This is a genomic window from Pseudomonas sp. P42 (assembly GCF_017973755.1).
Classification (GTDB): domain Bacteria; phylum Pseudomonadota; class Gammaproteobacteria; order Pseudomonadales; family Pseudomonadaceae; genus Aquipseudomonas; species Aquipseudomonas iridis.
This window is the reverse complement of record NZ_JACOPU010000002.1, coordinates 217,357-230,304: the sequence shown is the minus strand read 5'-3', so window position 1 is coordinate 230,304 and position 12,948 is coordinate 217,357. Positions and strand designations below refer to the sequence as shown.

The window sequence follows — 12,948 nt, the reverse complement described above, 5'->3', positions numbered from 1 at the left end:
GCTGGCGTCCACTGATCATCAAAAGATGACCAGTGGGCCAAGACTATTGAATAAGCATTGTGTTATTCAAAAAGTTGTTTCACGGCTTCAACACAGGCTCGAATACCACAGCGAAGCTACCCGAGTAGTTACCCGATTGAGTAGCCGTTGGCGTGGCAGCCTTGATGACCATTTCCCGCTGCACGCCAGGTACGGAGTCAGTTTCGTTAACGATTTCGGTGGAGACGCTAGTCAGTTCCACGCCACCGACCTTGACGGTCAGCGGGATGCTGTCGCGACCGTTGTACAGCGCCGCAGTGCCGTCGAGCACGGCATTGATCGCGCCCTTGTTATCGGTGTGCTTCATGTTGAAGATTTCAGTGATGGGGCTTAGTTCACCGCTGCCCAGCTGGTTCATGGTTTCATCAACACCGAAGCCCGGCGTCTGAGGGGCCACATTGAACAGCGAAGTCGGCACGAATGCCTTGATATTGATCGTCTGGCTAATCGGGTCTGCGGCAAACGCCACGGAAGAACTCAGTGCCAAGATGGCCATCGGGGCGGAAATTGCAAACTTCTTGAACATGATCAGTACCTGCTTTTGATAAGGATTGGCGCGTCAAAACTTTTGTCGGTTGCCGACTTAACTTTCAACGCGGAGGCATGATCAAGTAATTCAACCACAAAGTAAGTAGGAAATTTCACCACTACCCGTAGTTACCGATACCCATGTAAAAGAGGAAAAAAACTGCTTTCAGCAATTAATAGAACAGTGACTCTCAGAACTATACTACATACAGTTTTCAGCAAAAAAACATACAGATTTAAAACTATCCAGAACACTTGTTATTGCTGGCTTACGTACTGATAACGAAACTGATATTCGATTTCACACTGTTGTAATTAGCACAATTACTCTAAAAAAATACAAAAATCATCCCGCATCGACTACGGCGTCATTTTCGTTGAAGCGCCTCGTCGACCACTGATCCGAATGTCTTGCACCGGCCATAAGATATATCTTAAGTTGTATCTAAACACGACGAGAGAAGACAGAAATGAGAGACCATCATTCCCCCCACCGCGAGCACGGCGACGGCCGTGACGGCTTCGAGAAACGCCCCGGCCGTGAACGCGGTGGGCGCGGCCCGCGAGTGTTTGCCCCGGGCGACCTGAAATTGCTGCTGCTGGCACTGGTCGCCGAGCAGCCCTGCCACGGGTACGACCTGATCCGCCAGATCGAAGGCATGTTCGACGGCGCCTACAGCCCGAGCCCCGGCGTGATCTACCCGACCCTGACCTTTCTGGAAGAAAGCGAACTGATCAGCGGTGACGCCGAGGGTGGCAAGAAACGCTACAGCGTGACCGACGCCGGGCGCCTGTCCCTGAGCGAGCAAACAGTGGCCCTCGATGGTGTGCGCATGCGCATCGACGTCAGCAAGCGCTCGCTGCGCGGCCATGACCGGCCGCCGGAAATCCATGAAGCGGTGCACAACCTGCGCCACGCTTTGCAGTTGCACCACGGGCGCTGGAGCCCGGAAGAAATCCTGCGCGTACGGGATCTGCTCAACAACACCGCCAAAGCGATTGTCGACGGCCCCGCCGTTCAACCTGCCCCGGAGAAAACCGAATGACTGCAGTCGATACCCAAACCATTCACCGCGTGATGCACGAAATCAAACGCCGTCGCCTGCAAGTGCTGCGTGTGGTCGACCTGACCCCGCGCATGCGCCGCATCACCCTGGGCGGGCCCGAATTGGCCGGTTTTATCAGCCTGGGCACTGACGATCACGTCAAACTGCTGTTCCCGCAGAACGCCGAACAAACTGCCGCACTCGAGACAATGGTGCTGGGCGGCAAAAACGAAGGCCCGATGCCCGAGATGCGCGACTATACGCCGCGTCGCTATGACCTCGACACGCTTGAGCTGGACATCGATTTCGTCCTGCACGGCGACGGCCCTGCCTCGACCTGGGCCGAACAGGCCACGCCGGGCCAATTCCTGCACATCGGCGGGCCACGCGGTTCGATGATCGTGCCGGATATATTCGACAGCTATCTGCTGATCGGTGACGAAACCGCCCTGCCCGCCATCGCCCGCCGCCTCGAAGGCCTGGCCGCCAATCGCAAAGCGCTGGTGGTGATCGAAGTGGAAAACGGTGCCGAGCAGCAAACGCTGGAAAGCGCCGCGCAGGTCAATGTGATCTGGGTACTGCGCGAGGGCGGCACGGATAACCTGCTGACCACCGTCAAGCAACTGCAGGTGCCCAAGGGCAATCTTTATGCGTGGGTGGCGACCGAAACCAAAGTCTCGCGGCAGATTCGCCGGGTGCTGCTGGATGAGCACGGGCTGGATGACAAGTTGGTCAAAGCCGTCGGCTACTGGCGTGCCGAGGGCTCTGAAGAAGAGTGATATCCCCTGTAGGAGCTGCCGCAGGCGGCGATCTTTTGATCTTGTTTTTTTAAGCCAAAGTCAAAAGATCGCAGCCTGCGGCAGCTCCTACAGGTACTTTAACTTCGTGCGGGAGCGCCAATGGTCAAGGCCAATCACCGCCAGGCCAATCCCCACAAACCCCGCCAATATTCCTCCGGCATTGATGAACACCTGTGGATAACCCAACACCGCCACATCAATGAACGGATACGCATACGCCCCGAGCAAATCCCCGCGCAGCAATGCGTAAGCGAAATACACCAGCGGATAAATCAGCCACACTGGCAGATGCCACAGGCGCAACGTGCCTTTCGGTACGCAAAACCACCAATAGCCCAGAAACACCAGCGGCATCACGTCGTGGAGCAATTCGTCGGCGACGAATTGCCAACCCTCGGGATGCCACAAATGCCGCAGCAAAAGACTGTAGGCGAGGCCGACCACAACGATGCTCACTGTCACACCGCTACTGACCCATGGTTGCAAAAACCAGCGCCGTACGGCGGATTCGCGCGGGGTCACGGCGCAGGTCAGCACGGTGGCCACCAAGGTATTGGTCAACACCGTGAAATAGCTGAAGAAACTCACCAACCCGCCCAGCAGACTGGCCTCGACGCTCAAACGCGCGATAAAAATCAGGTACAGCTGAATGCTCAACCCGGCCCAGCCAAGGGTGGCTGCGAGGGTGATCAAGCGATGGCGCCACACGGCGTCCATCTCAGAGTGGTCGCTTGGTGCGCATCAACTTTACGTACAGACGCTCGACTTTCTCCCGCGCCCACGGGGTTTTACGCAGGAACGTCAGGCTCGACTTGATGCTCGGATCGCTCTTGAAGCAACGAATGTCGATACGCTCGGCCAGCCCCGACCATTCGTAGTGGGCCACCAGCGCGGTGAGGATCTGTTCGAGGGTTACGCCGTGCAGCGGATCGGGGGTTTGTTCGTTCATGCCTGGCCTTTGGGCGAAGTGAAAATGCAGAAGCCGCGCACCTTAGCCGAGGGGCAGACCGGGTGGAAGTGCTTCCTTCAAATGTAGGTCAACCCGCGAAGATCGCAGCCTCGCAGACGCCCGACAATGCGCCCGTTTGCCGCACTGTTACCGAATACGAAACGCTGCATGTCGACAAAAGCACTTTGTCTTTTTGTTACAGATCATTATCCTGCCGCCCTTCCGCTGAATCGCTTCACTGCCTGCGACAAATCGTAGCGGCCAGCTTATCCCCAGAAAAAGACCCAGAAAGACCCATTTATGCCCGATTTTCCGTTGTTTCGAGATAGCGCTATCTCAACCCTGCGCCTGATTGGCGGCTGCACCGCCCTCGGCCTCGCCACCTGCGCCCAAGCCGCTCCCGCGTTCGACAGTGAATCGCCGTACATGCTCGGTGACTGGAACGGCACGCGTACAGAACTCTCGGAAAAAGGCTACGACTTCAAGCTCGACTACACCGGCGAAATGGGCAGCAACCTGCACGGCGGCTACGACCACAATCGCACGGCGCGCTACAGCGACCAGTTCGGCCTCGGCACGCACCTGGACCTGCAAAAGATCCTTGGCTGGGACGACGCCGAGTTTCAACTGACCATCACCAAGCGCAGCGGCAACAACATCAGCAACGACCGCATCAACGATCCGCGCGTCGGTGGCTTCACGTCGGCCCAGGAAGTCTGGGGCCGTGGCCAGACCACGCGCCTGACACAGATGTGGTACCAGCAAAAATTCTTCGATCAGAAACTCGACATCAAGGTCGGCCGTTTCGGTGAAGGCGAAGACTTCAACAGCTTCCCGTGCGACTTCCAGAACCTGGCGTTCTGCGGCTCGCAGGTCGGCAACTGGGTGGGCGGCATCTGGTACAACTGGCCCGTCAGCCAGTGGGCGATGCGCGTCAAATATCACCTGACGCCTGAGTTGTACGCGCAGGTCGGCGCTTACGAGCAAAACCCGTCGAACCTCGATCGCGGCAACGGCTTCAAGTTGAGCGGCAGCGGCACCCAAGGCGCGATCCTGCCGGTTGAACTGGTGTGGACGCCGAAATTCAACGGCCTGCCGGGCGAGTATCGTGCCGGTTATTACTACAGCAACGCCAAGGCCAGCGATGTCTATAAGGACAACAACGGTCAACCTGCCGCCCTGAGTGGCGAAGCCTACCGCAGCGCCTCCAGCAAACACGGTGTGTGGCTCGGCGTGCAGCAGCAAATCACCAGCATGGCCAGCGACAACTCGCGGGGCCTGAGCGTGTTCGCCAACGGCACGATGCACGACAAGAAAACCAACGCCATCGACAACTACGTGCAGGCAGGTCTGGTCTACAAAGGCCTGCTCGCCAGTCGCGCCAAAGACGACATCGGTTTCGCCATGGCCCGCGTCCACGTCAACCCGGCCTATCGCAAAAACGCCGAGAAGAGCAATCAGGCGCGCGCTGTCTACGACTACGACGATCCATCGTTCCTGCCGCCGCAAGACACCGAATACAGCGCCGAACTGTATTACGGCGTGCATGTAACGAACTGGCTGACCGTGCGCCCGAACCTGCAATACATCCGCCATCCGGGCGGTGTGGACAAGGTTGATGACGCACTGATCGGCGGGATCAAGATCCAGTCCTCGTTCTAACCAACACCGAAAAAACCTGTGGGAGCTGGCTTGCCAGCGATAGCGGTGGGTCAGACCGCAGATGTGCCGGCAGATAGACCGCCATCGCTGGCAAGCCAGCTCCCACAGGGATCGGGAAAAATTCGTTAGCTAGACAAGTTTTTATCTGAACCATGCCCACGCCAAATCGTCATCTAAAGTGACTACAGCGCGGGACTACATAAACGTCACGGAGAATCACACTATGAGCACCGAAAGTGCTTCGAGTCGGGGCCGTCTGCTACCAAGCCTGCTCGGCATTCTGCTTCTACTGATGGGCCTGGCCATGTTGGCCGGAGGCGTCAAGCTGAGCATGCTCGGCGGCTCGCTGTACTACCTGCTGGCCGGTATCGGCATCGCGCTGACCGGTATTCTGTTGCTGCTGCGTCGTCGCGCGGCGCTGGGCCTGTACGCCATCGTGCTGTTTGCCAGCACCGTTTGGGCGCTGTGGGAAGTCGGTCTGGACTGGTGGCAACTGGTGCCGCGTCTGGCACTGTGGTTTGCCCTCGGTTTCGTGATGCTGCTGCCGTGGTTCCGTCGTCCACTGCTGATCAACGGCCCTGCCCGCATGGGGACTGGCGGCCTGACCGTGGCCGTGATTCTGGCCGGCGTTACCGCTGTGGCCAGCCTGTTCACCCATCCGGGCGAAACGTTCGGCGAACTGGGCCGCGACACCGCGGACATGACCAGCACCGCACCAGCCATGCCTGATGGCGACTGGCAGGCCTATGGCCGCAGCGAGTTCGGTGACCGTTACTCGCCGCTCAAGCAGATCACCCCGGCCAACGTCGGCAAGCTGCAAGAAGCCTGGCGCATCCAGACCGGCGACCTGCCGAGCGCTGATGACCCGGTTGAGCTGACCAACGAAAACACCCCGCTCAAAGCCAACGGCATGCTCTACGCCTGCACCGCGCACAGCAAAGTGCTGGCACTGGACCCGGACACGGGTAAAGAACTGTGGCGCTTCGACCCGCAGATCAAGAGCCCTGTCGGCTTCAAAGGCTTCGCCCACATGACCTGCCGTGGCGTGTCGTACTACGACGAAGCCAATTACGCCAAGTCTGAAAACGCTGCCTCTGCGGTCATCTCCGAAGCTGGCAAAGCCGTTGCTCAGGCCTGCCCGCGTCGTCTGTACCTGCCAACCGCTGATGCTCGCCTGATCGCACTGAATGCCGACACCGGCAAGATCTGCGAAGGCTTCGGTAACCAGGGCGTGGTCGACCTGACCCAAGGCATCGGCCCGTTCACGGCTGGTGGCTACTACTCCACCTCGCCGGCCGCGATTACCCGTGATCTGGTGATCATGGGCGGTCACGTCACCGACAACGAGTCGACCAACGAGCCATCGGGCGTGATCCGCGCCTTCGACGTGCACGACGGCCACCTGGTCTGGAACTGGGACAGCGACAAGCCGGACGCCACCGAACCATTGGCACCGGGCGAAACCTACAGCCGCAACTCGGCCAACATGTGGTCGCTGGCCAGCGTCGACGAAAAACTCGGCATGGTCTACCTGCCACTGGGCAACCAGACGCCTGACCAATGGGGCGCCGACCGCACCCCGGGCGCCGAGAAATTCAGCGCTGGCATCGTTGCTCTGGACCTGGCCACCGGTAAAGTGCGCTGGAACTACCAGTTCACCCACCACGACCTGTGGGACATGGACGTTGGCAGCCAGCCAACCCTGCTCGACATGAAAACCGCCGATGGCGTGAAACCTGCGCTGATCGCCCCGACCAAACAGGGCAGCCTGTACGTCCTCGACCGTCGTGACGGCACGCCGATCATCCCGATCAAGGAAATCCCGGTACCGCAAGGCGCCGTCAAAGGCGACTTCACCGCACCGACCCAGGCCCGTTCGGACCTCAACCTGCTGGCCCCGGAACTGACCGAAAAAGCCATGTGGGGCGCGAGCCCGTTCGACCAGATGCTGTGCCGCATCCAGTTCAAGGAACTGCGTTATGAAGGCCAGTACACCCCTCCGTCGGAACAGGGCAGCCTGATCTACCCGGGCAACGTCGGCGTGTTCAACTGGGGCGGCGTGTCGGTCGATCCGGTTCGCCAGATGCTGTTCACCAGCCCGAACTACATGGCCTTCGTTTCGAAAATGGTGCCACGCGAGCAAGTCGCCGCCGGCAGCAAACGCGAAAGCGAAACCTCTGGCGTGCAACCAAACACCGGCGCGCCTTACGCGGTGATCATGCACCCGTTCATGTCGCCCTTCGGCGTACCGTGCCAGGCCCCGGCCTGGGGCTACGTGGCCGGTATCGACCTGACCACCGGCAAAGTCGTGTGGAAACGCAAAAACGGCACCAGCCGCGACAGCTCGCCAATCCCGATCGGCTTCACCCTGGGCGTGCCTAGCATGGGCGGCTCGATCGTGACGGCCGGTGGCGTTGGCTTCCTCAGCGGCACCCTCGACCAGTACCTGCGCGCCTACGACGTCAACTCCGGTAAAGAGTTGTGGAAAGCGCGTCTGCCAGCAGGTGGTCAAGCGACCCCGATGACCTACACGGGCAAGGACGGCAAGCAATACGTCCTGCTCGTTGTCGGCGGTCACGGTTCGCTGGGCACCAAGATGGGTGACTATGTGATTGCGTACAAACTGCCGGAATAAGATTTAACCGGTAGTGATGAAGGCGATGTCCCGAAAGGGGCATCGCCTTTTTTGTGCATGCAATTTCTGAGTCCACCAAAGAAACCTGTGGGAGCTGGCTTGCCAGCGATAGCGGTGGGTCAGACGGCACACATGCCGGCTGGAAGAACGCCATCGCTGGCAAGCCAGCTCCCACAGTTTGATCAGCGTTGGATGTAGGAATTTTGCTCGTCCTACAGACGCCTGGAATTGCAGGGAGTTTTCCGACAAGTCGCGTCGGTTGTGCGTCGGAAACCGGCTGGATAGGCTCGGTGGGTCGCTGCAAATTCAGCGACCGGGCGTCGCGGCCCGAGCAGTTCATTCGATTTGATGCATAATCGCCAGCCCAAACTGGAGCGCCCAGCGCTTTTCGTTTGGTTTGATGGTGGCTGTGCGCGGGATACCTTCGGGTATGCCGAGATTGCCGAATGGCTCGGTCCGCGAACCCGCGTACAGCTGCCACCCTCTGTCGCGTCGCGGTGATTGAGAGTGACAGCCCCACTTATCATTCGGAGTTTCACCATGAAAAAGCCCACACCCAACCCACCAGAAACCAACGACACCTCGCCCTACCAATCCCCCGACTCGAAGAAATTCCACGAAGCCGCCGAACGCGCCCTCGACCACTACCTCAAACCCAACGCACTCACCTTGCGCTTCCACAAACCCAGCACCATGTTCCAGGTCGCGCCAGACCAGGACAGCGAAAGCCTGCTGGTTCACGCCTGCGAATCCCTGGCACAAGCCAGCCTCATGAGCAGCGACATCGCCGCCTACATCGACCTGCCCCAGCGGCGCACGATCCTGGCGATCCAGCAAATCATCATGCTGGCCGAATTGGCGGTGAATCGGGTGCTGGATAACCTCGAAATCCCACAACCGGCGCCACACAGCTGAGTTTGATGGAAAAAAAGTTGAGGGTTGCTCTTCAAACTCAAACAGCCTCTGAAGCAGCCCTCACCCTAACCCTCTCCCAGAGGGAGAGGGGACTGACCGAGGTGTCTGGGCGAGATACGCCGACGTGAAATACCGAGTCGAACTCAAATCCTGAAAAGCCCAAAAAACGGCTCCCTCTCCCTCGGGAGAGGGGCAAATACGTGTCAAAAGCCAACCGCACGCTCTTCACCACTCAACAGGATGAGCGTTAGCTCGGCTGCAGCTCTTGATCTACCTGGCCCCTTCGGCAGGCTGAGTGGAGGGATTGATCCGGGGGGTGGGCGCGTAGCGCCGTTCGACGAAGTCGAATACATCGAAAGGAGGTGCAGCGAAGCAAACCGGAAGCGATGCCCCCGGATCAATGCCGGAGCGAAGGAACCCCGAGCCCCAGCGAGCGGGCCGAACGCCGGGGCCCAGCGTTTTGGTTACTTTTGGGCGTCTGCAAAAGTGACTCGCTGTAAAAGCGAAACCGCCAGCAGCGGCACCGCAAAAACGGATATACCCCCAAAACCCCAAGAACATGGTCGGCCCAAAGGCCGCCAAGTCCAAAGCGAGACCCCTGTCAAAACCCTGAACACACAACCAGAAACACCCACCCCCATTGAAACCACTCAAGCCCTGCCCCATCTAACACCCATACCCAATTGCGCAGGTGCCCCATGAGCGACCAGCAAGAATTCCCCGATAACTCCGACGACTACACCGAAGCCAGCGAAGACCACATCGAACACACCACCTCCGGCAAAGGGCTGGCCCTGCCCGGCCAGAACCTGCCGGACAAGGTCTACATCATCCCGATCCACAACCGCCCGTTCTTCCCGGCGCAAGTACTGCCGGTCATCGTCAACGAAGAACCGTGGGCCGAAACCCTCGAACTGGTCAGCAAATCCGAACACCACTCCCTGGCCCTGTTCTTCATGGACACGCCCCAGGAAGACCCGCGCCACTTCAACACCGACGCCCTCCCCGAGTACGGGACACTGGTCAAGGTGCACCATGCCAGCCGCGAAAACGGCAAACTCCAGTTCGTCGCCCAAGGCCTGAGCCGCGTCCGCATCAAGACCTGGCTCAAGCACCACCGCCCGCCGTATCTGGTGGAAGTCGAATACCCGCATCAGCCGACCGAGCCGACCGACGAGGTCAAGGCCTACGGCATGGCGCTGATCAACGCGATCAAGGAATTGCTGCCGCTCAACCCGCTGTACAGCGAAGAGCTGAAGAACTACCTCAACCGCTTCAGCCCCAACGATCCGTCGCCACTGACCGACTTCGCCGCCGCCCTGACTTCGGCCACCGGCCCCGAGCTGCAAGCCGTGCTCGACTGCGTGCCGATGCTCAAGCGCATGGAAAAAGTCCTGCCGATGCTGCGCAAGGAAGTCGAAGTCGCGCGCCTGCAAAAAGAAATCTCCGCTGAGGTCAACCGCAAGATCGGCGAGCATCAGCGCGAGTTCTTCCTCAAGGAACAACTCAAAGTCATCCAGCAGGAACTCGGCCTGACCAAGGACGACCGCAGCGCTGACCTCGAACAGTTCCAGCAGCGTCTGGAAGGTAAAGTCCTGCCGGCTCAGGTGCAGAAACGCCTCGACGAAGAAACGCACAAACTGTCGATCCTCGAGACCGGCTCGCCGGAGTACGCGGTCACCCGCAACTACCTCGACTGGGCGACGTCGGTGCCGTGGGGTGTTTATGGCGCGGACAAACTCGACCTCAAGCACGCGCGCAAGGTGCTGGACAAACACCACGCCGGCCTCGACGACATCAAGGACCGCATCCTCGAATTCCTCGCCGTCGGTGCTTATAAAGGCGAGATCAGCGGTTCTATCGTGCTGCTGGTCGGCCCGCCAGGTGTGGGTAAAACCAGTGTCGGCAAATCCATCGCCGAATCCCTCGGCCGCCCGTTCTACCGCTTCAGCGTCGGCGGCATGCGCGACGAGGCCGAGATCAAGGGTCACCGCCGCACTTACATCGGCGCACAGCCAGGCAAACTCGTGCAGGCGTTGAAAGACGTCGAAGTGATGAACCCGGTGATCATGCTCGACGAGATCGACAAGATGGGCCAGAGCTACCAGGGCGACCCGGCCTCGGCGCTGCTCGAAACCCTCGACCCGGAACAGAACGTCGAATTCCTCGACCACTACCTCGATCTGCGCATGGACTTGTCGAAAGTCCTCTTCGTCTGCACCGCCAACACGCTTGATTCGATCCCCGGCCCGTTGCTCGACCGTATGGAAGTGATTCGTCTGTCGGGCTACATCACCGAAGAAAAAGTCGCCATCGCCAAGCGTCACTTGTGGCCGAAATTGTTGGAAAAGGCCGGCGTATCCAAGGGCAGCCTGAGCATCAGTGACAGCGCCCTGAAAACCTTGATCGACGGTTACGCCCGTGAAGCCGGGGTGCGTCAGTTGGAAAAACAACTGGGCAAACTGGTGCGCAAAGCGGTGATGAAACTGATCGACGAGCCAAAAGCGGTGATCAAACTCGGGCCGAAAGATCTGGAAGCCTCGTTGGGCCATCCGGTGTTCCGTAACGAGCAAGTGCTGTCCGGCACGGGCGTTATCACGGGGCTGGCGTGGACCAGCATGGGCGGCGCCACGTTGCCGATCGAAGCGACGCGGATTCACACGCTCAATCGCGGTTTCAAACTCACCGGACAGTTGGGTGACGTGATGAAGGAATCGGCGGAGATCGCCTACAGCTACGTCAGCTCGAACCTGAAGCAATTCGGCGGCGATGCGAAGTTCTTCGACGAAGCCTTCGTCCACCTGCACGTACCGGAAGGCGCGACACCGAAGGATGGCCCGAGCGCCGGCGTGACCATGGCCAGCGCTTTGCTCTCTCTCGCACGCAATCAAGCGCCGAAAAAAGGCGTGGCGATGACCGGCGAGCTGACACTGACCGGGCATGTACTGCCGATTGGCGGGGTACGTGAAAAGGTGATCGCGGCCCGGCGGCAGAAGATTTTCGAGTTGATCCTGCCAGAACCGAATCGGGGCAACTTCGAGGAGCTGCCGGACTACTTGAAAGAAGGCATTACCGTGCATTTCGCCAAGCGGTTTGCGGATGTGGCGAAGGTGCTCTTCTGAACATGAAGTAGCAACTGCACTACCGTTATCGCTGGCAAGCCAGCTCCCACAATGTTCATTGGTGCTCACAAATCTTGTGCTCTACCGAGAAACCTGTGGGAGCTGGCTTGCCAGCGATGGCGTCCTTGACAACACCGCCAAACCGCCGCGCTGTCACAATTTGTCTCATCTTCGGTTATGCTCGCCGTTCGTCGCCAACGCCGGAGCCGCTGACCTTATGTCCCCCATTCGCCTGTTTGTCCCTATCGCCCTTTCTTTGCTGGCCGCTTGCGCCACGCAGCCGAAACAGAACGTGACCGTGGAAAAACAAAGCGAATGCCCCGTGCGACTCACCACCGGGCAAAACCTGATCGTGATGCTGCCAAGCAACCCGACCACGGGTTATCGCTGGGCGATTCAGGATTCCGCCGGCGGCGTCTTGCGCGCCCTCAGCCCCGAGGTCTACAGCAACCCGGAAGATGCTGGCGTGGTCGGTGCTGCCGGGCTTTCCGCTTGGCGTTTTCAAGCGTTTGCTGCGGGCACCGGGCGTCTGCGCCTGACCTCGCAACAACCCTGGGCGCCGGAAGTGTTGCCGGTAGAAACCTTTGACTGCGCCATTTCGGTGAATTGATCGTGGGCTGGCTGATTCTGGCGCTGATGGGCGCGGTGACCTTTCTCTACGGCTTGAGCACCCACGCAGCGCTGCTTTGTCTGCTGGTCAAACCGTTGCCGGTGTTGGCATTGCTCGGCTGGCTGCACGACGCACCGCCCAGCGACTATCGCCGCTGGATCAGCCTAGGTCTGATTTTTTCCCTGCTGGGCGATGTGTTGTTGGCGTGGCCAGGGGATCTGTTCGTGTTCGGCCTTGGCGCATTTCTTGTTGCGCATCTGGCGTATCTCAAGGCTTACCTCAGTGACTGCAAACGTCTGGCGCTGTTGCCGCTGGTGTTCGCCGTCGCTGTCGGTGCGGTGCTGCTGGGGATTCTGATTTCCAGCGGGCTGGGGCCGTTGCTGATTCCCGTGATCGTTTACGGCGCCGCCATCAGCGCCATGCTCTGGCGCGCCCTCGCCCGCCTCGGCAGCGATGTGCCCAAGTGCTCGGCGCTGCTGGCCGCCGGCGGTGCCTTGGCGTTCGTGTTCTCCGACAGCGTGATCGGCATCGATCGCTTTGTCGCGCCGTTCCACGCTGCGCCGTACGTCATCATCCTCAGCTATTGGCTGGGGCAATGGGGCATTGCAGCATCGGCCTTCTCGCAAAAACACCGCTAAATCC

General features: G+C 59.6%; 11 protein-coding genes. 8 read left to right on the top strand and 3 right to left on the bottom strand.

Features of this window, described 5'->3' with window-relative positions; genetic code table 11:
• Positions 1-79: 79 nt before the first annotated feature.
• Positions 80-565 (bottom strand): CS1 type fimbrial major subunit, encoded by a 486-nt coding sequence (locus H8B20_RS05985; protein ID WP_042560783.1) that lies wholly within the window; start codon positions 563-565, stop codon positions 80-82.
• A 472-nt stretch (positions 566-1,037) separates the two neighbouring features.
• Between H8B20_RS05985 and H8B20_RS05980 the strand changes: the two genes are divergently transcribed.
• Together H8B20_RS05980 and H8B20_RS05975 are read left to right on the top strand one after the other, a co-directional pair.
• Positions 1,038-1,613: a PadR family transcriptional regulator gene (locus tag H8B20_RS05980; RefSeq protein ID WP_210622623.1), complete on the top strand. Its 576-nt coding sequence runs from the start codon at positions 1,038-1,040 to the stop codon at positions 1,611-1,613.
• The gene (locus tag H8B20_RS05975) at positions 1,610-2,392 is read left to right on the top strand and encodes a siderophore-interacting protein (RefSeq protein ID WP_210622622.1); all 783 of its coding nucleotides are present in this window, start codon (positions 1,610-1,612) and stop codon (positions 2,390-2,392) included. Before H8B20_RS05980 ends, H8B20_RS05975 begins: the two co-directional genes overlap by 4 nt.
• Before the next feature lie 87 nt (positions 2,393-2,479).
• Here the strand turns inward: H8B20_RS05975 and H8B20_RS05970 are convergent, their stop codons facing one another.
• Entirely contained in the window at positions 2,480-3,130 is a 651-nt protein-coding gene (locus H8B20_RS05970; RefSeq protein ID WP_210622621.1) for a Pr6Pr family membrane protein, read from the bottom strand.
• 1 nt (position 3,131) lies between these two features.
• A complete protein-coding gene (locus tag H8B20_RS05965) occupies positions 3,132-3,362 on the bottom strand; it encodes a VF530 family protein (protein ID WP_042560787.1) in 231 nt (76 codons plus the stop codon).
• 300 nt (positions 3,363-3,662) lie between these two features.
• On the opposite strand from H8B20_RS05965, the gene H8B20_RS05960 reads away from it, so the two are divergent.
• The 6 genes from H8B20_RS05960 to H8B20_RS05935 all read left to right on the top strand — a co-directional run bounded on the left by H8B20_RS05960 (position 3,663) and on the right by H8B20_RS05935 (position 12,944).
• A complete protein-coding gene (locus H8B20_RS05960; RefSeq protein ID WP_042560788.1) occupies positions 3,663-5,024 on the top strand; it encodes a carbohydrate porin in 1,362 nt (453 codons plus the stop codon).
• A gap of 223 nt (positions 5,025-5,247) precedes the next feature.
• Positions 5,248-7,659 (top strand): glucose/quinate/shikimate family membrane-bound PQQ-dependent dehydrogenase, encoded by a 2,412-nt coding sequence (locus H8B20_RS05955; protein ID WP_210622620.1) that lies wholly within the window; start codon positions 5,248-5,250, stop codon positions 7,657-7,659.
• 540 nt (positions 7,660-8,199) lie between these two features.
• A complete protein-coding gene (locus tag H8B20_RS05950) occupies positions 8,200-8,574 on the top strand; it encodes a DUF6124 family protein (RefSeq protein WP_150616258.1) in 375 nt (124 codons plus the stop codon).
• Between the two features lie 698 nt (positions 8,575-9,272).
• Positions 9,273-11,696 carry an endopeptidase La gene (gene lon, locus H8B20_RS05945; protein WP_047302950.1) on the top strand — a complete coding sequence of 808 codons (2,424 nt, stop codon included), beginning with the start codon at positions 9,273-9,275 and terminating at the stop codon, positions 11,694-11,696.
• 217 nt (positions 11,697-11,913) lie between these two features.
• Entirely contained in the window at positions 11,914-12,306 is a 393-nt protein-coding gene (locus tag H8B20_RS05940) for a protease inhibitor I42 family protein (RefSeq protein WP_210622619.1), read from the top strand.
• 2 nt (positions 12,307-12,308) lie between these two features.
• Positions 12,309-12,944 carry a lysoplasmalogenase gene (locus H8B20_RS05935; protein ID WP_210622618.1) on the top strand — a complete coding sequence of 212 codons (636 nt, stop codon included), beginning with the start codon at positions 12,309-12,311 and terminating at the stop codon, positions 12,942-12,944.
• The last annotated feature ends 4 nt before the right edge of the window (positions 12,945-12,948 follow it).

Bases quoted from the DNA above. Each gene is read 5' to 3' on its own strand.
- H8B20_RS05985 (WP_042560783.1), bottom strand. From the start codon at position 565: ATGTTCAAGAAGTTTGCAATTTCCGCCCCGATGGCCATCTTGGCACTG.
- H8B20_RS05980 (WP_210622623.1), top strand. From the start codon at position 1,038: ATGAGAGACCATCATTCCCCCCACCGCGAGCACGGCGACGGCCGTGAC.
- H8B20_RS05975 (WP_210622622.1), top strand. From the start codon at position 1,610: ATGACTGCAGTCGATACCCAAACCATTCACCGCGTGATGCACGAAATC.
- H8B20_RS05970 (WP_210622621.1), bottom strand. From the start codon at position 3,130: ATGGACGCCGTGTGGCGCCATCGCTTGATCACCCTCGCAGCCACCCTT.
- H8B20_RS05965 (WP_042560787.1), bottom strand. From the start codon at position 3,362: ATGAACGAACAAACCCCCGATCCGCTGCACGGCGTAACCCTCGAACAG.
- H8B20_RS05960 (WP_042560788.1), top strand. From the start codon at position 3,663: ATGCCCGATTTTCCGTTGTTTCGAGATAGCGCTATCTCAACCCTGCGC.
- H8B20_RS05955 (WP_210622620.1), top strand. From the start codon at position 5,248: ATGAGCACCGAAAGTGCTTCGAGTCGGGGCCGTCTGCTACCAAGCCTG.
- H8B20_RS05950 (WP_150616258.1), top strand. From the start codon at position 8,200: ATGAAAAAGCCCACACCCAACCCACCAGAAACCAACGACACCTCGCCC.
- lon (WP_047302950.1), top strand. From the start codon at position 9,273: ATGAGCGACCAGCAAGAATTCCCCGATAACTCCGACGACTACACCGAA.
- H8B20_RS05940 (WP_210622619.1), top strand. From the start codon at position 11,914: ATGTCCCCCATTCGCCTGTTTGTCCCTATCGCCCTTTCTTTGCTGGCC.